General features: G+C 72.0%; 14 protein-coding genes. 6 read left to right on the plus strand and 8 right to left on the minus strand.

Features of this window, described 5'->3' with window-relative positions; genetic code table 11:
- Nucleotides 1-233: 233 nt before the first annotated feature.
- Together AC0NH5_RS08890 and AC0NH5_RS08895 are read right to left on the minus strand one after the other, a co-directional pair.
- Nucleotides 234-656, minus strand: coding sequence for a hypothetical protein (locus AC0NH5_RS08890; protein ID WP_474401781.1), 423 nt, complete (start codon nucleotides 654-656; stop codon nucleotides 234-236).
- 943 nt (nucleotides 657-1599) lie between these two features.
- Nucleotides 1600-2817: an ROK family protein gene (locus AC0NH5_RS08895; protein ID WP_474401782.1), complete on the minus strand. Its 1218-nt coding sequence runs from the start codon at nucleotides 2815-2817 to the stop codon at nucleotides 1600-1602.
- A gap of 91 nt (nucleotides 2818-2908) precedes the next feature.
- Here AC0NH5_RS08895 and AC0NH5_RS08900 point away from each other — a divergent pair, with 91 nt between their 5' ends.
- The 5 genes from AC0NH5_RS08900 to AC0NH5_RS08920 all read left to right on the plus strand — a co-directional run bounded on the left by AC0NH5_RS08900 (nucleotide 2909) and on the right by AC0NH5_RS08920 (nucleotide 8608).
- Nucleotides 2909-4177: a DUF1479 domain-containing protein gene (locus tag AC0NH5_RS08900; RefSeq protein WP_474401784.1), complete on the plus strand. Its 1269-nt coding sequence runs from the start codon at nucleotides 2909-2911 to the stop codon at nucleotides 4175-4177.
- Between the two features lie 97 nt (nucleotides 4178-4274).
- On the plus strand, nucleotides 4275-5483 hold the full coding sequence (locus AC0NH5_RS08905; RefSeq protein WP_474401785.1) for an alpha/beta hydrolase family protein: 1209 nt from the start codon (nucleotides 4275-4277) through the stop codon (nucleotides 5481-5483).
- A 44-nt stretch (nucleotides 5484-5527) separates the two neighbouring features.
- Nucleotides 5528-6190: a Crp/Fnr family transcriptional regulator gene (locus AC0NH5_RS08910; RefSeq protein WP_474401787.1), complete on the plus strand. Its 663-nt coding sequence runs from the start codon at nucleotides 5528-5530 to the stop codon at nucleotides 6188-6190.
- A gap of 603 nt (nucleotides 6191-6793) precedes the next feature.
- Complete coding sequence (locus AC0NH5_RS08915) at nucleotides 6794-7489, plus strand: hypothetical protein (protein ID WP_474401790.1); 696 nt, start codon at nucleotides 6794-6796, stop codon at nucleotides 7487-7489.
- A 144-nt stretch (nucleotides 7490-7633) separates the two neighbouring features.
- Nucleotides 7634-8608 (plus strand): cation diffusion facilitator family transporter, encoded by a 975-nt coding sequence (locus AC0NH5_RS08920; RefSeq protein ID WP_474401792.1) that lies wholly within the window; start codon nucleotides 7634-7636, stop codon nucleotides 8606-8608.
- Here the strand turns inward: AC0NH5_RS08920 and AC0NH5_RS08925 are convergent.
- The gene (locus tag AC0NH5_RS08925) at nucleotides 8586-9644 is read right to left on the minus strand and encodes a glycoside hydrolase family 43 protein (protein WP_474401794.1); all 1059 of its coding nucleotides are present in this window, start codon (nucleotides 9642-9644) and stop codon (nucleotides 8586-8588) included. The genes AC0NH5_RS08920 and AC0NH5_RS08925 overlap by 23 nt on opposite strands.
- Before the next feature lie 541 nt (nucleotides 9645-10185).
- On the opposite strand from AC0NH5_RS08925, the gene AC0NH5_RS08930 reads away from it, so the two are divergent.
- Nucleotides 10186-10974 (plus strand): response regulator transcription factor, encoded by a 789-nt coding sequence (locus tag AC0NH5_RS08930; protein WP_474401796.1) that lies wholly within the window; start codon nucleotides 10186-10188, stop codon nucleotides 10972-10974.
- 88 nt (nucleotides 10975-11062) lie between these two features.
- Here the strand turns inward: AC0NH5_RS08930 and AC0NH5_RS08935 are convergent, their stop codons facing one another.
- The 5 genes from AC0NH5_RS08935 to AC0NH5_RS08955 all read right to left on the minus strand — a co-directional run bounded on the left by AC0NH5_RS08935 (nucleotide 11063) and on the right by AC0NH5_RS08955 (nucleotide 17038).
- Entirely contained in the window at nucleotides 11063-12826 is a 1764-nt protein-coding gene (locus AC0NH5_RS08935) for an ATP-binding cassette domain-containing protein (protein WP_474401798.1), read from the minus strand.
- Complete coding sequence (locus tag AC0NH5_RS08940) at nucleotides 12819-14507, minus strand: ATP-binding cassette domain-containing protein (protein ID WP_474401800.1); 1689 nt, start codon at nucleotides 14505-14507, stop codon at nucleotides 12819-12821. Before AC0NH5_RS08940 ends, AC0NH5_RS08935 begins: the two co-directional genes overlap by 8 nt.
- Entirely contained in the window at nucleotides 14504-16591 is a 2088-nt protein-coding gene (locus tag AC0NH5_RS08945; RefSeq protein ID WP_474401801.1) for a prolyl oligopeptidase family serine peptidase, read from the minus strand. The genes AC0NH5_RS08940 and AC0NH5_RS08945 overlap by 4 nt, the downstream gene beginning before the upstream one ends.
- A gap of 122 nt (nucleotides 16592-16713) precedes the next feature.
- Nucleotides 16714-16845: a SapB/AmfS family lanthipeptide gene (locus AC0NH5_RS08950; RefSeq protein WP_474401803.1), complete on the minus strand. Its 132-nt coding sequence runs from the start codon at nucleotides 16843-16845 to the stop codon at nucleotides 16714-16716.
- 61 nt (nucleotides 16846-16906) lie between these two features.
- Nucleotides 16907-17038 (minus strand): SapB/AmfS family lanthipeptide, encoded by a 132-nt coding sequence (locus AC0NH5_RS08955; RefSeq protein ID WP_474401806.1) that lies wholly within the window; start codon nucleotides 17036-17038, stop codon nucleotides 16907-16909.
- Between the last annotated feature and the right edge of the window lies 1 nt (nucleotide 17039).

A 17039-nucleotide genomic window follows, 5' to 3' on the forward strand; every position in this document is an offset into this window, starting at 1 on the left:
CACTCCGCGTCACCCGGGAAACGTCCTGATGTTGTGAACAACATCCCGCGTGTCAACGTCAGTTCCGGACAGTGGGGCCTTCAACCAGCCGAATCGCATCGTCGACGGTCCACTCCATCCCGGTCGGATCCCAGGAGACAATCACCTGGCGTGACCCGCCGCACAGCCCGTAAGCCATCCTAGGAGACTGGGCTGATTGTCTTTGCTCTGCGGACCTGCGGTGCGGGCGTTGTTCAGGAAGCGACGTGGCCCTCTACAACGGACTTCCCCATCACACTCCGGCCCTGGGGATCCGAGTACACGAACGACCAGTTTCCGTGCGGGGAAACGACGGTCTTCAGGGTGACGACACCGGGTATGCGATATGTCAGTTCGCGGCCCGCATTCGACGGTGCACCCCCGCCGAACTGACAATCGACAGTTTCGCCCGCACCGATGTCGTCCACCTGACGCCAGATGCCTCCCTCGCATCGGGCGCCGACGATGCGATGGTAATCATCATCGTCCACGCCGGCACCTGGCTTGACCATCATTGCCAGAGCCACGTCACGATGGACGCTGAGATGATCCACCACGTATGACTCTTCTTCCAAAGAAGCCAGGCGCAGGGCATCCTTCGCTGTGAACGGCGGGAATGTCATCAGCACACCAATCATCACTGCACGTGCCCGGAAGTCCCGTGATCGGGCCGGTTATCCGCCTGGCCTGCGGGCCCTGGGACGGCCCCATGGGACTTCCGGGCATGGTACCTGCGTACCAGCGAAGCGGCCATCGTCAGACGCGTGCCGCCTTGAGGGTCACCAGACAGGCTTCCGACTGCAGATCCGCGAGACACCCGGGCAGTCCCGGAAGAAGGTAGAGCCGGTACGAGCTCGAGATATACCTACACGTGTACTGCGTGTACCTGCCGCTGTTCACATATGCCCTGCCCGAGGCCTGACAGGGGCTCAGAGAATTGAAGCGGAGACCGGTGTACTCCCACGGGGGCATGGGGGGCGGCGGGTCGAGCGTGACGCCACGCTCCGCCGGCGCACTGGACGTAATTGTCGCTGCGATCGCCGGCGAACCTGCGAGAACCGACGTGGCGGAAAGGCCCAGGATGGTGGCGAGCAGTGTTGCGAATAATGCGATGAAGCGCTTCGTGCGATTCACGATTACCTCCCGTGTGGTGAGTTCGTGGCAAGCTCCTGCCCGAATCGATCACCAATCTCTCACTGACGGACATCGATAGTCAACAGTGACCGGGTGACATCCCGATCCGCTTCAATGGTCGCCTACTGCGAGTCATGTGCACTGCTGATACGCATTCATGTTCGTAAATTATTACTGATGAAGGAATCACGCCCGCTCGGGCAACATGATCTCGATAGGGTGAAGGTATGGTGGCGCATCAATCCGCGCCGATGACCACCAATGAGATGGATCGCCCGTATTGCGGCGACTTGCTCTGGTAGTGCTCCCATTCTGGGCGAAGCACCATGTGACTGAAAGTCACGACCCGCCAGGTGGGTGGGCAACTCCGCCCCTGCGATTGCCGGACGCGGTCAGCTGATCACCGTGGACGACAAGAGCGATTTGACCGCCTCCAGGCGCCGGGGCTCAGGAGGTAAGGACTGTGGCGCGCAAGTGGCGCAGCGCGGCGTTTCGCACACCGGCCAGGGCCGGCTCGCCGGTGCGGGCGGTGGCACGTACGGGCACGTGACGTGGCATCCGGCCGATTGCCGCGCGGATGTCGTCGACCAGTGCCGGGCCCCATGAACCGCCGATCACCACCTCCTGCGGGTCGGCGAGCGCGATGATCGCGGCCACCACGCCGGCGACTGCGGTGGCGAGCGCCTCGCGTGTGCCGGGAAGGGCGATCGCTCTGCTCAGCCGATCGACGTCGATGGCGGTCGTCCCGTCGCGCCGGAGTCCGAGGTGGGCGAAGACCTCGATGAACCGGATCGCGGCGCCGCCCGGGCCGGTCGTCAGCAGGTGGGCGATCTCCCCGGTGAGTCCGGACCGTCCGCGCCGGATCTCGCCGTCGTTGACGATCGCGCAGCCCAAACCCTCGCCGAGGTAGAGGTAGGCGAAGTCGCGCAGCCCGGTCGGGCCCGGGCCGCCGACGGGCTCCGGTGCGACGGCGCTGACGCGCTCGGCGGTGGCTGCCCAGTTCACGTCGTTGTCGACGATGACCCGGGTGACGTAGGGGGTCAGGATGGCGACCGGGTCGAGGGCGCCCACCAGGAACGGGGCGTCGGGAAGCTGGACCAGGCGGCCGGTGGCGCGGTCCACGGGGTCGGCGGCGCTGACCACGGCGACCCGGACAGGCTGGGCGACCGCGCCCCGCACCTCGGCTGCGGCCGAGGCCAGCGCGGCGGAGACCTGATCCGGGTGAGCCGGCCGATCGACCGGGCGCTCGGCGCGGGCGAGGGTGTCGCCGAACACGTCGAGGGCTTCGGCGACGACGCCTTCCGGGGCGATGGTGACGGCCAGCGCCACGCCGAGCGCCGGCGCCAGACTGTAGTAGGAGCCCACCCGGCCGCGGCCCCGCCCGCCCGGGGTCCGTTCGCCGGTGTCGGCCACGAGTCCGCGGTCGGTCAGCCGGCGCACGCTCTCCCCCGCGGTCGGCTTGGAGATGCCGGTCTCGGCGGCCAGCTCGGCGCGGGTCAGGCGCCGGTGCCGCAGCAGCGCCCGCAGCACCTGCGCATCGGTCGCCGCCTTGACGAGGTCCGGCGCCGCCTTGAGCAGATCCGGCGCCTCGGCCAGGTCCGGCGCTGCCCTTACCAGGTCCGGCGCCGGCCCGGCGACGGCCGGCGGGAGCTTGGCGGAATCCACGTGCCGATTCTAGTCAGGGGCCTTGCCTGGAAAGCGCGGCACCACCTACAGTCGTTCAAGTAAGGACACTTGACTTGAAAGGAGTCGCGCTGTGACGACGACACTGCCGCACTGGGAGGAGGCCCCCGCCGACCTCCGGGCCGCCACCCGCGAGATCAAGACGGCGCTGCGCGAGCGGATCGCCGCGTCCGGCCGCACCGTCGACGAGGTCTTCGCCGTGGTCGAGCAGCGTGTGCAGGCCGCGATCGACGACATCACCGCCACCCGCCGGCGGGGTGAGCAGGTCTGGCCTGTCATCGAGTTCGCCGACATCGCGGCAGGCGCGGTGACTGCCGCCCAGGTGGCGCTGCTGCGGCGACGCGGGTGCCTCGTCGTGCGCGGGCACTTCGAGCGTGACCAGGCGCTGCGGTGGGATCAGGAGATCGTCGACTACGTCGAGGGCAACCGGTTCTTCGAGAACTACCGTGGGCCCGGTGACGACTTCTTCGGCAGCGTCGGCTCCAAGCCGGAGATCTATCCGATCTACTGGTCGCCGGCGCAGATGCAGGCCCGGCAGAGCGAACGCATGGCGACGGTGCAGGCGTTCCTGAACAGCCAGTGGAAGCACGAGTCGGACGGCGTGCGGTGGTTCGACCCGGAGCGGGACTCGCTCTATCCGGACCGGATCCGCCGCCGGCCCGAGGGCGCCGACTCGGCGGGCCTGGGCACCCATCTCGACCCCGGCACCTTGGACCTGTGGATGACCCAGGCCTACCAGCAGGCGTTCCGGCACTTGTTCGACGGCAGCGTCGAGCAGTACGACCCGTGGGACGCCGCCCACCGCACCGCCGGCCCGCAGTACCCCGGATCGACCATGTGCTCGGCGTTCCGCACGTTCCAGGGCTGGACCGCGCTGTCCGACATGGACCACGACCAGGGGGTGCTGCACACGGTGCCGATCCCGGAGGCGATGGCCTATCTGATGCTGCGCCCACTGCTGAGCGACGTCCCGGACGACGACATGTGCGGCGTCACCGTCAACCAGGTCTTCCCGGCCGGGCACAAGTGGCACGCCCCGCTCATGGAGGCGCTGACGGGCATCCCGGACGTCCGGGCCGGTGACTCCGTCTGGTGGCACTGCGACATGATCCACAGCGTCGCGCCGGTCGAGGCGCAGCGCGGCTGGGGCAACGTCATGTACATCCCGGCCGCACCGTGGTGCCCGCGCAACGAGGAGTACGCGAAGTCGGTGCGCGAGGCGTTCCTCAGCGGGGAGAGCCCGACCGACTTCCCGGCCGAGCACTACGAGCGGGACTGGCCGAACCGCTTCCGGCCCGACGACCTGAACGCGATCGGCCGCCGGGGCCTGGGCCTGGAGTAGGGCGCGGGGCCGGGACGCCGGGGTGGTGCCAGGACTACCCCACAGACTCCACTGCGGGGTAATGCCTGCCCGGGCCACCTCCGGTTGGCTGAGAGGCATGACGACGACATACGATCCCTCCCGCAGAGCCGCCACGATCGTGGCCACGGTCGCGGTGGCGCTGGCCGCCGGCATCGTCCCGCCGGTGCTCACGGCCGGGCCCGCGGCGGCCACCATCGCCGAGCCCGCCACCGCTGGGGCCGGGGCGACCGCATCGCCTTTCGCGTTGCCGGCGCCGTCCGGCCCGTACGCCATCGGTCGTGACGTCCTGCATCTCGTCGATCGAGCCCGGCGCGATCCCTGGGTGCCCGGCCGCCCGCGGGAGCTGATGGTGTCGATGTTCCATCCGGCGGCGCAGCGGCCGGGCCGGCCCGCGCCGTACCTGACCACGACCGAGGCCGGCATGTTCCTCGAGGACCGTGGCCTGACCGGCGTGGTCGCCGCGGAGGCGCTGGCCGGCACCGCCACCACCGCGCGCGGCAAGGCACGCCCCCGGCCCGGCCGCTACCCGCTCGTGGTGCTCTCCCCCGGTTTCACCCTGCACCGGCACACGCTGAGCAACCTGGCCGAGGAACTCGCCAGCCGTGGGTACGTGGTGGCCGCGATCGATCACGCCTACGAGTCGTCGGGCACCGCCTTCCCGGGCGGGCGGACGCTCCCGTGCACCGCCTGCGATCTTGCCGAAGGGCGCGAGGGCTACGCGGCGGTCGCCGAGGGACGGGCCCGGGACGTCTCGTTCCTGCTGGACCGGCTGACGTCGCCCCGGCCCGCCTGGCGGCACGCCGGCCTGATCGACAGGAGCCGGATCGGGCTGGCCGGCCACTCGATCGGCGGCGCCGCGGCCTCGGCCACCATGGCGGCCGACCGGCGGGTCCGGGCGGGCATCAACATGGACGGTACGATCATGAGCCCGGTGCCGGGCGACGGGTTGGACGGGCGGCCGTTCCTGCTGCTCGGCACCCCCGCGCACAGCCCCGGCACCCGTCCCGACGAGACCTGGGACCGGGACTGGCCGAAGCTGGACGGCTGGAAGCGCTGGCTCACCGTGACCGGGACGGGTCACCTGGACTTCAGCGACGTCGCGTTCCTGGCCGACCAGGCCGGGCTGCCGGACGACGGCGGCTCGCCCCTGCCGGGCGCACGGACCGCACAGGTCGTACGCGATCATGTCAGCGCGTTCTTCGACCTGCATCTGCAGGGCGTGCCGCAGCCGCTGCTGGACGGACCGGCGGCGGCCTATCCGGAGGTGGTCTTCCACCGGCCGTGACCACGCCGGTTGCCCGGGAGCCCGATGTGCCCTACGAATAGGGCATGACATGGGCCCCGGGCTCCTTCGTGGACTGTCTCACCGAGTCCGACCGGGGTGAACTGTTGCGCCTCGGCACCTCCCGCCGCCTGCCGTCCGGCAGGCGGCTGTTCGTCGAGGGCGACCGCGACGACCACGTCGAGGTGCTCGAGGACGGCTTCGTGAAGGTGACGACGCTGGTCAGCGGGCCGGAACAGCTCATCGCCATCCGGCTGCCGGGCGACGTGGTGGGCGAGTTGGCCGCCGTCTCCGGCGCCGAGCGCACGGCGACCGTCACCGCCTGCGGCGTGGTCACGGCGACCGTGGTCACCGGCGCGGCCTTCCGGGGCTTCCTGGGCCGGCGCCCGCTGGCGGCGGTGCAGCTGACGGCGGCGGTCGGGCGGCGGTTGCGCTGGGCGAACATCCGGCGAGCGGACTTCACCGCGCATCCGGTCGACGTGCGGCTGGCCCGGGTCCTCGCCGATCTCGCCGAGTGGACCGGCAGGCCGGACGACGCCGGCGGCGTGCGGATCGGCGTGGACCTCAGCCAGGTGGAGCTGGCCGAGCTGATCGGGGCGGCCGAGGACCCGGTGCAGAAGGCGCTGCGGACGCTGCGCGAGGCCGGCCTGGTGCGGACCGGGTACCGGCGGGTGACCGTGCTCGACGGTGACGCCCTTCGCGAGTACTGATGGCCGACCTGCCTGAATGACGGGGCATGAATTGCTTTCCGATTCCGCCGCCCGCCGGCCGGGAAACGCATTTCGAAAAGAACCCGCTCCACAGCGGAATGCCTCCGGTGGCACCCGATCATTCCATGCTGGACCGGCCCGTTCGGCCGACCGGTGCCGTCGATCATCGGGTGGCCCGGTCGCATCGGCTGCAGGTAGAGCTCCACCGTCCGCACCCGTCCGGCTGAAAGGGCGCTCCATGGTGGGCACGCCCCCATTCGCCCTGGTTCCTGGGATAAACACGCTGTTACGCTCACGCGAGCGGGCTCTTGTCAACGATGAGCGAATTGGATTTCGGGGACTGAGGTAAAGATGTCCGATCCTGACCAGTCGCGTGAACTCGGGCCGGCTCCGCGGCAGCCGGAGGAAAAGCCCACCGGGGTCCCGCTCTCGTCCTTCACGCCGTTGCCGTCGACCTTCCCGCCACCACCGGCATTCACACCGCCGCCGCCTGCCTTCACGCCACCACCGGCATTCACACCGCCGCCTGCCTTCACGCCGGCCCCTCCGGGCACGGCGCCGCCCCCGGGTCCGGCTTATCCGCCGCCGCCTTATCCAGGCCCGGTGGCGGCGCCCGGTGCGGGTCGCCGGACCTGGCAGCTGATGGTGGGAGCAGCGGCGGCCGGGGCGCTGGCTGTCGCGCTCGTGGTGTTCCTCGTGATCGAGCCGGGCGATCCGGGCCCGGCCGACAATCCGGCGACGCAGGTGGCCGGTGGCGAGGCGGCGAACGCCGGACCGGGCACGCCGTTGACCGAGGAGCAGGCCACGACGGACCCGGCCACCGACGAGCCGGTTCCCCAGGACACCGTCCCCCAGGACCCGCTGGCGGCCACCGAGGACGCCACGGCGGACGACGCGGCGCTCGCCACCCTGGAGGAGACCTATCGCAGCGACCTGGCGACGGTCAGCTTCAACGGCCAGTTCGCCGCGCAGCTGGCGTCGAAATATCCGGGGATCACCGATGCGCTGCAGGTCACCGAGAGCGGGTCGAACACCTTCCGGGCCGTCGACATCCTGGCCGAGCACCAGCGGCTGCGCACGGACAACAGCGACGCCGAACACCCGGTGGTCCTGCTGAAGAGCACCGATTACGGCAAGCGGCGGACCGACAACGGCAACTTCTACTGGATGACGTTCGCGGTCGGCGAGTTCCCGGACCGGCAGGCGGTGGTGGACTGGTGCGACAACCAGTTCGCCCATCTCGGCGAGGCCGAACGGGCCAACCAGTGCGTGGTCGCCCGGCTGCGGCCGGCGGCATGAGCACCTGGCCGCGCGGTCACCGGGTCAACCTGGTCCGGCACGCGTGGACCGTACCCAGAAGTCTGTTGCCAAGCGAGTGTTTCTGCAGGTGGTTGGCGTTTGCCACATTGTCGCACGCCTAGTCCGCGGCGTACCCTCGTCGGCATGGGCCACCACGGAGTCCCGCATTCCCACGACACCGCCGACAAGGTCGACGACGCCCTCGCATCGTCCCGCGACGGCATGCGAGCCCTGTGGATCTCTCTCGCCGGGCTCGGGGCCACCGCGGCGCTGCAGGCGCTGGTCGTCGTGGTCTCCGGCTCGGTCGCGCTGCTCGGCGACACGCTGCACAACGTCGCGGACGCGCTGACCGCGGTCCCGCTCGGCATCGCCTTCTGGGTGGGCCGGCGGGCGGCGACCCGCGCCTACACCTACGGGTTCGGCCGGGCCGAGGATCTCGCCGGCATCGTGATCGTCCTGGTCATCGCCGGTTCCGCCGCGGCTTCCGCCTGGTTCGCGGTGGACCGGCTGCTCGAGCCGCGCGCGATGACCCACCTGCCGTGGGTGTTCGCCGCCGGCCTGATCGGGTTCGCCGGCAACGAGCTGGTCGCCCGCTACCGGATCGCGGTGGGCCGGCGGATCGGCTCGGCGGCCCTGGTCGCCGACGGCCTGCACGCCCGCACCGACGGGTTCACCTCACTCGCCGTGGTGCTCGCCGCCGCCGGCGCCGGACTCGGATGGCAGTGGGCCGACCCGGTCATCGGCCTGGCCATCACCGCCGCCATCCTGTTCGTGCTCAAGGACGCGGCCCGCGAGGTCTACCGGCGGCTGATGGACCGGGTCGACCCCGACCTGGTGGACCGCGCCGAGCACGCGCTGCGCCACGTGCCCGGCATCCGCGACGTCTCCGGGCTGCGGCTGCGCTGGATCGGTCACCGCCTGCACGCCGAGGCCGCGATCGTCGTGGACGCCCGGCTCAGCCTGCTCGACGCCCACGGCATCGCCGCCGACGCCGAGCACCAGCTGAGCCATCACGTGCCGCGGCTGACCGGCGCCACCGTGCACGTCGACCCGGACAGCCACCCCGGCGACCACCACCACGCCGGGCTGGCCGGGGTCACTCGAAGAACTTCAGGCTGAACCCGGTGTCCGAGGTGGCTCCCGGCACGTTCGCCCGGGAGTACGTGGTGTTGCCCCACCACGCGAACGTGCCGGTGTGCCAGTACCGGTTCGCCCACGCGTACGGCATGCCCTTCGGCACCGCGTGATACATCATCGGGAACCGCGGCCCGGCCGGCGGGCTGGTCGCGATGTCGCCGTTGAGCAGCACGAACGTGTGGTGGCCCGGCCCGTTGGCATACACCGTCGGGTCCCAGCCCGGCATCATCGTGGCCCGGTTCGAGCCGAACAGGCAGCCGTTCGACTTGTACCAGTCCCACACGTTCGCAGGGTCACCGCCGGCCCGTAGCCGCAGATCGGCGAGGCAGTACTGCTCGCTCCAGCTGCCGTTGGCGGAGTACACGATGTGCAGCTGCCCGTTCGGGTCCCGGATCGCCTCCGGCGCCTCGTTGATGAACGGATTGCCGACCACCCGCTCCCAGCCCTCCCGCGGCTGCGAGATCACGAACCGCGGCCCGGTCGTCGCGGTCGGGCTGCTCATCCGGGCGAGGTACAGGTTCTGCTCGACGTTGGTGTCACCCGCCCAGCCGGACCAGACGAACCAGCGCTGCCCGTTGTGCACGACCATGGTGCCGTCGATCGCCCACTTGTCGTCGGGCAGCGCCATCCGGGTCGCGGCGGTGTAGCCCGCGGTCGCGGTGGCCGAGCTGATCACGTACATCCGATGGGCGGCGCCGCGCCCGGCGGCGAAATAGATGTAGTAGCGCCCGCCGTCGTAGTGCACCTGCGGCGCCCAGACCTCGCCGAGGTCTCCGGTGTCGGTCCACACCTGATGGGCCGCGGCGGTGGCGAGGCCGTCCGGCGAGGAGGCCTGCCGGACGGCGATGCCGCGATCGCCGACCGATTGCACCCCGACGTAGGTGCCCCCGACGCGCAACACGCTGGGGTCGGCGGCGCGCAGGGTGGTCCGGCCGGCTGCGGCCGGCCGGGCTTGGAGCAGGGTCAGAGTCAGCAGGGGTACGGCGATGAGGGCGATGAGCCTGCGGGGGATCCTCATACCTCAGCAGTGCAGCACACGCCGGTGTCGCATGGCCAGGCCCACGCCCGGCCGCGCGAACGATCAATTCTGTTCGCCCTTTTCCCGGGCACGGATTCGCCGCAGATTCTCGCACCGCCCGGACATTGGCCGAAGATCGGCATGCTGTCGTCAATCGGACTCCGATCGGCGCCTCCCCGACTTGCGAAATGCGGAACGGTGCGCCGACTCCTTTATCGAGATCCCCGGGGAATCCGCCCTGGAGCGGGATCCGGGCGACACCCTGCCGCTCAGCAACCCGGTTGCACCTGGCCGTATAGCAGATCAATATCGTCAATGGCACCCTGGGGGCAGCCGTCGATGCGGTTGCCTTATCGAGGCACGTAAATTCCGAAGGAACCACACCTGAGCAATGAATTGGACATTTCGGGAATTACAATCCGAACCTGCTGACCGGAACCTCAAAGGAGCGACTTACCGGGCCGGAGAGCCTCTATAGGTAATAGGATCCTCGCAATGCGCAGTACTTTCCCACTGGAAACCACCGTCCGGAGGTAGCAATGTGCGCCCGGAGAACCGTATCCCCCGCTCGACCGGGATTTCCCGGGCCGCGACGAGACGAACCGACGACCCGCGGCGCATCTTGATCTCCGGCGCCCGCAACACCCGGCAGGTGCGGGAGAAGGATCGCGGTTCCGTGCCGCCACCTGGTGCCGCGGCGCCACCAGCGGGAGTCGCACCGATCACGGTCGCTCTGGGGCATCGCAGTCCACTGGTGGCGGCGGCGCTGTCCACCACGCTCACGCAGCTGACGGACATGCATGTCGTCGTGGAGTCGTGCTACGACGAACTGCTGGCCCTGGCGCGGCGCCGGGAACCCCGCGTCGTCGTCATCGACCACGACCTGGCCGACACGGTGGCGGTCACCGAGTTCTGCTGCCACCTGCGCACGGCGCTGCCCGCGACCCGGGTACTGGTGATCACCGATCACAAGCGCTCCGGGGGCATCCTGAACCAGCTGGTCAAGCTCGCGCCCCAGGTGGGACTGATCGACACGCAGGCCGCTCCGGCCGATCTGGTCGCCGCCATCCGCCGGCTCGCCGACGGTGAGCCGGTGCTCGACGCCAGGATGGCGCTGGCCGCCTTCACCGCGGACCGCAACCCGTTCACCGCCCGCGAGCGTGAGGTCCTCCAGCTGGCCAGTGGGGGCGCGCCGGTCTGCGACATCGCCGCCAAGCTCCACCTGAGCAAGGGGACCGTGCGCAACCACCTGTCCCGGGTTCTCACGAAGACCGGCGCCCGCACCAGGATCGAGGCGATCCGCATCGCCCAGGAAGCCGGCTGGGTCTAGGGTCACACCGATATCATGAACCCGACATAAGGGATGAAACACCGCCGCGGATGGCGCGGTGCCGGAACCCCGGGGCGTATCGTCTGTGTCAGCGGGCGTCCCGGGTGACCGACACCCGTCCGGGATGCCCGCCATCGTGGAGCCGCCACGAGCCGGCGGACTCGACCGGCGGCGCCGCTTCCCACCGGCCCAGCAGATCGCGGTACAACGGCGAGGCCGCGGCCACCGTGGCGTGATCGCCGATCACCGCGTCCACGCCGTCGAGCACCAGCACCCGCCGGCCACGCAGCGCCGAGCTGATCCGATGGGCGATGACGACCAGGGTGCCGCGGGCGGCGAACGCCTCCTCCGCGCGCCGCTCCGCCTGATGGTCGAGGTGACACGTCGCCTCGTCGAGGACCACCACCGGGGCCGGCGACAGATGGGCCCGCACCAGGGCGAGCAGCTGCCGCTCGCCGGCCGACAGGTCACCGGGCCGCACCGTGGCACCGAGGCCGCCCAGCCGGTCGACCAGCTCGGTGGCGCCCACCGCCCGCACGGCCTCGTCGATCTGTGGCGGCGCCGCGTCCGGGCGTAGGTAGGTCAGGTTGTCCAGCACCGTCGCGCTGAACACGTACGCCTCCTGCGGGATCAGCACACGGTTGCGGGCGCGGTCGGCGGGCGACAGGTCGGCCGGATCCACGCCGCCCAGCAGGACCGAACCCTCGTCCGGGCGGACCAGGCCGCACAGCAGGGCCGCCAGCGTGGACTTGCCGATGCCGCTGGGGCCGACGACGACGAGGTGATCGCCCTCCGGGATCGTCAGACTCAGCCGGCGCAGCACCGGCTCGGAGTGCGGGCCGTACGCGAACGTCACGTCTCGCAGCCGTATCTCGTGTCCCGCGGGCGGCGGCGTGACGGGGTTGGCCGGCGGCGGCGCCGCCGCGGCGTCCAGGATCCGCCCGAGCGTGATCACCAGGCGCAGGCCGCTGCCGCCGATCCCGTCGATGAACGCCTTGAGTGCGGGCTGGAGGCCGAACAGGACGTACGTCAGGCCGCCCATCACCTCGCCGGCGCTCAGGCCGGTGCCGGTCAGCCGCTCCACGGCGACCAGCAGCATCAGCAGTGGCAGCCAGCCGCCGACGGCGAAGCAGAGGACGCGCAGCACGGCCACCCGTGCCAGGGCCCGCTCGGCGGTGGCGTGCTCGGCGATCGGCGCACCGGTCAGCTCGGCTGCCTGGTCCTCGGCGCCGGTGGCCACCACGTCCCGCAGCCCGGCCAGGACAGCGCCGGACGCGGTGGCGACGTGCTCCTCCGCGTGGACCGAGGCCCGGTACCGGCTGACCGACAGACCCAGCGTGCCGGCGAACGCCGCCACACCGAGCAGGAACGGCGGCAGGATCACCAGCACGATCATCGGCGCGAGCGCGAGCAGGCCGACCACGGCCGCCGCCATCGACACCAGGAAGCCGCGCAGGACGACGATCATGCCGGCGTACGTGTCACGCACCACCTCGACCTGGCGGGTCAGCCGGGCCAGCGCTCCGTCGTCGGCAACGCCGTTCACGCCGGCGTACAGCGCGCCGGAGACCACCCGGCGCACCAGGTCGTCACGCAACGGCTCGACCAGGTCGCCGAGCCGCAGGTAGACCTGACGGGCGCCGAGGGACCCGGCAGCGGCCGCCGCCAGCAGCGCCAACAGCCAGCCGATCCCGGTCAGCGGCTCGCCGGCCAGGAAGCCGTCGTCCACGGCGCGGGCGACGGCGAGCCCGGAGAGCGCGACCGGCAGGGCCTCCGGCACCGACCAGCCGGCCAGCACCAGCAACGGCCGGCGTCGCAGGGCGGCCACGGCGAAGCGGAGCTCCCTACGCATCGGGCACCGCCCCGAAGACCGCCCGATAGGCCGGCCGGCGCCACAACTCGTCGTGGCGGCCCACCGCCCGGACCCGGCCGGCTTCCAGCCACACCACCAGGTCGGACCGGGCGGCGGTGTGCGCACGGTGCGTGACGACCAGGCGGGTACGGGTTCTGGCGCCGGGCGCCGGGCCGTCCGGCGGCTCACCGATCAGCGCCGCGGTCACCTGCATCTCGGTCACCATGTCCAGACTGGACGTGGCGTCGTCGAGCACCAGCAGCCGCCCGGCGTGCCAGGCGCGGGCCAGGCCCAGCCGCTGCGCCTCGCCCCCGGACATCGGCGCCCGGGCCAGTGGCGTGTCGTAACCCTCGGGCAGCCGGCTCAGGAACGCGTCCGCGCAGACCGCTTGGGCCGCCGCGCGGACCGTGCCCGCCGGCCGGCCGGCGCCGATCGCCGCGGCGACCGACGTGCCCACCAGCACGGGGCGTTCGAAGGCACAGCCGACCGCCTCGCGAAGCGCGGCGTGGGTGAGCTCGCCGAGCGGCACGCCGTCGAGCAGCACCGCGCCCGCGTCCGGGTCGCGCAGCCGGGCGGCGAGAGCGGCCAGGACGGACTTGCCCGCACCGGACGATCCGACGACGGCGACGGTGGCGCCGCCGGGAAGGTCGAGGTCGACGGCGGCGAGCAACGTCTGCCGCTCCTCCCGGACGGTCACGCCGCGCAACTGCAGCCGGCCCCGGCCGCCGGGCAGGGTGCGCGTGCCGTAGCGGACCGGCTCGACCGCGAAGACCTCGTCGGCCCGGCGGCTCCCGGCGCGGGCATGGGCGAGCTGCCCGAAGACGCCGGTCATCCCGCCCAGCCCGGCGCCGATCACGGCGTACTGCCCGGCGGCGAACAGCTCCCCGGGGCTGATCCGCCCGGCCACCAGCGCCAGTCCACCGGCGATCAGCACCGCCACGAGCACCGCGGGCCCGGCGATGCCGGCCTGGGCCAGCGACCGCGACAGCACCTCCCAGGTGGCCCGGCCGTGCCGGTGCAGGCCGGGCAGCGGTGTCAGCACCCGGGCTGTCTCCTGGTCCAGGGTTCCGGCGGCGGCGATGGTGCGCGCCCCGGCCAGCGCCTCGGCCAGCAGGGCCGCGAGCCGGCCCTGGACCTGCTGGTAGCCGGTGACCACCTGGGCGGTCCGCCGGGCGTAGGCGCCGAGCACCAGGGCACAGAGCGCCGAGCCGGCCAGGAACGCCGCTCCCAGCCACACGTCCATGAGGGTGAGCAGCACCAGACTGCCCAGCGGGGGCAGCACCGTGGTCACGACCGACACCAGGCTGATGCCGGCGTACGACGCCTCCACCGCGTTCCCGGACACCCGGCTGACCAGGTCGCCCACCTCGAAGCGCCGGGCCCGGCCCGGGCCGATCGCCAGCAGGTGCCGGACCAGCCGCCCGCGCAGCCAGGCGGTGCCGGTGGCGGCACAGGTGGTCATGGTGAAGGACTCGGCCGCCTCGGCCACCGTCCCCGCCACGATCAGGGCGGCTGCCAGGGCGACCCACCGGCTGCCGTTCCCGCCGACGGTGGCGTCCACCGCCCGGCCGAGCACGGCGGGCAGGGCGAGCACGACGGCGCTGCCGGTCAGGCCGGCCACGCCGAACAGCCACAACGACGGACCGCCCCGCCGCAGGACGGCCCGGAACGTCGTGGTCACGGCCGGCCCGCGTACCGGGGCGCGGGGGCCGGCACCGGCGGCCGCAGCCCGGTGTACGACGCCAGGAAGGCCAGCATGTCGGCCGCGAGCCCGACCGACCGGCCGGCCGACCGGGCGCCGTGGCCGACCTGCTCCTCGCGGCGCAGCAGCACCTGGCCATCCCCCACGGAGGCGTGCTGGAGGGCGGCGCACATCTTGCGGGCGTGCAGCGGGTCCACCCGGGTGTCCCCGTCGAAGACGGTGAAGAGCACGGCCGGGTACCGCGTGCCGTCCTGAACGCGGTGGTACGGCGAATAGGCCAGCAGCGCCCGGGCCTGTTCCGGGTCCCGCACGGATCCGTACTCGCCGCGCCAGCGGGCGCCGAGCCCGGACAGCTCGTACCGTGCCATGTCCAGCACCGGGGCCGAGCAGACCGCGGCGGCGAACAGGTCCGGCCACTGGGTGACGGCCGCGCCGACCAGCAGGCCCCCGTTCGACTCCCCGCAGATCGCCAGGTGGGCGGGCGTGGTGAACCCGTCGGCGATCAGCCCGCGCGCCACCGCGGCGAAGTCGTCGAAGACGTTCTGCTTGCGGCCGAGCATGCCGGCCCGATGCCACTGCGCGCCCTCTTCCCCCCCGCCCCGCAGGTGCGCGAAGGCGACGGTGCCGCCGGCCTCGACCCAGGCCAGCGTGTAGGCGGAGTAGGAGGGGGTCAGCGGGATGCCGAACCCGCCGTAGCCGTACAGCAGGGTGGGCCGCGGCCCGTCGCCGGCGTCCGGGCCGGTGAGCACGACCGCCCGGATCCCGGTGCCGTCCGCCGACCGATAGACCGGACGGTGCGTTCGCACCCGCTCGGCAGCCTCGGCGACGGCGCCCCGCGGCCGGCACGGCAGGGTGCGGACGTCGCAGTGCAGCACGCTCTCGGGCGTGACGTGGTCGGTGTAGGTGAACCACAGCTCGTGACCCGGCTCGGGCCGGGTGCACAGCGGTCCGACGGTTCCCGCGCCCGGGATCGGCACGTCGCCGAGCACTTCGCCGGTGTCCAGGTCGTGCAGGGCGATCTCGCCGAGGGCGTGGCGGATGCGGGTGATCGCGAACAGCGGGCGGGGCAGCTCGGGGCCGTCCAGGATCGCGAAGTCCGCCAGCACCGCCGCCGGGTCCGGCGGCACCAGGTCACGCCAGTGGGCGGGCTCCGGCCGCGCGGGGTCGCCGACGCAGAGCCGGCCGCGCGGGGCGGCGAGGTCGGTCAGCACGTAGAGCCGGCCGTCGCGTCCGACGGTCAGCACGGTGCGCGCGTCCGTACCCTCCTGCACCGTCCGCAGCCGGGGTGTCTCCGGGCCGGCCGCCGACAGATCGGCCAGCCAGAGATCGTTGCCGGGCCGGCTGCCGGAGGTGGCCGACACGCTCAGCCAGCGCCCGTCCCGGCTGAGGTCCACGCCGTAGGCGTCGGTGTCCGCCCGGCCCGCGCCGAAGATCAGCACATCGGTGTCGATCGGCGCGCCGACCCGGTGCAGGTACACCCGGCGTTCGCGATCGGGCCGCGGCCCGTCGCTGCGGACGTAGTAGAACGCCGTGCTGTCCGGCAGCCACGCGACCGGCGAATAGCGGCAGCCGCTGATCGGCCCGTCCACCGGTGTTCCGTCGTGGGCGTCGAGAAGGTGGAGCACCGCCTGTTCCGACCCGCCACGGGACAACTGGCAGGCGACGAGCCCGCCGTCCGGCGACGGATGCCACTGGTCCAGCGTGGTGGCGCCGGAGGGGTCGACAGCGACCGGGTCGAGCAGGGTCACCTCCGCGCCGTCCGGCTCACGCACACTCAGCGCGGGATGGTCCCGGCCGCGGTCCCGGCGCAGGCGGAAGCACCGGTCGCGGCGCCACACCGGCACGCCGGCGGTGGGCACAGCGGTGAATTCCGCGATCAGGGCCCGGAAGTGGTCCCTGCCGGGCAGCCGCTCGGCGGACTGGCGCCAGAGCAGATCCTGAGCCGCCTGCCAGGACCGGACCGCCGGATCCGCCGGATCCTCCAGCCATCGGTACGGGTCAGCGACCGCCCAGCCGTGCAGGTCGTCGGCGACCGGCTCCCGTCGTGCGGGCGGATATCGCATGCGTCCCTCCCCTCTCCACGCCGGAGGGTGCCCGGCGAACCGGGCACCCTCTACTGCGACGACGGGTTGCGCACCACCGACACCGCGGTGCGATCCCGACGTGGCGAAGCCTCAGCCGCCGGTCAGTGGCAGGCGGCGACGCTCAGGTTGCTCGGCTTGACCGAGCCGCAGGTCAGCACCGTGAGGGTGCTGCCGCCACCGCCGCCACCGCCGCCGGTGGGGGCTTCGAGTCCCTGCAGGTCGAGAAGTGCCATTGCGTCACGTCCTTGTCGTAGGTGGTGCCTGGATCAGTGGATGGGAAACCAGCGGGTGGTTCTAGTGACAGGCCGCCACGCTGAGGTTGCTCGGCTTGACCGAGCCGCAGGTCAGCACCGTGAGGGTGCTGCCGCCGCCACCCCCACCGCCGCCGGTGGGAGCATCCAGACCCTGCAGGTCGAGAAGTGCCATG

The organism is Actinoplanes sp. 13 (genome assembly GCF_056134165.1).

What these genes read in the sequence shown, in the direction of transcription:
- AC0NH5_RS08890 (WP_474401781.1), bottom strand. Translation starts at nt 656, where the DNA reads ATGATTGGTGTGCTGATGACATTCCCGCCGTTCACAGCGAAGGATGCC.
- AC0NH5_RS08905 (WP_474401785.1), top strand. Translation starts at nt 4,275, where the DNA reads ATGACGACGACATACGATCCCTCCCGCAGAGCCGCCACGATCGTGGCC.
- AC0NH5_RS08910 (WP_474401787.1), top strand. Translation starts at nt 5,528, where the DNA reads ATGACATGGGCCCCGGGCTCCTTCGTGGACTGTCTCACCGAGTCCGAC.
- AC0NH5_RS08920 (WP_474401792.1), top strand. Translation starts at nt 7,634, where the DNA reads ATGGGCCACCACGGAGTCCCGCATTCCCACGACACCGCCGACAAGGTC.
- AC0NH5_RS08925 (WP_474401794.1), bottom strand. Translation starts at nt 9,644, where the DNA reads ATGAGGATCCCCCGCAGGCTCATCGCCCTCATCGCCGTACCCCTGCTG.
- AC0NH5_RS08935 (WP_474401798.1), bottom strand. Translation starts at nt 12,826, where the DNA reads ATGCGTAGGGAGCTCCGCTTCGCCGTGGCCGCCCTGCGACGCCGGCCG.
- AC0NH5_RS08945 (WP_474401801.1), bottom strand. Translation starts at nt 16,591, where the DNA reads ATGCGATATCCGCCCGCACGACGGGAGCCGGTCGCCGACGACCTGCAC.
- AC0NH5_RS08950 (WP_474401803.1), bottom strand. Translation starts at nt 16,845, where the DNA reads ATGGCACTTCTCGACCTGCAGGGACTCGAAGCCCCCACCGGCGGCGGT.
- AC0NH5_RS08955 (WP_474401806.1), bottom strand. Translation starts at nt 17,038, where the DNA reads ATGGCACTTCTCGACCTGCAGGGTCTGGATGCTCCCACCGGCGGCGGT.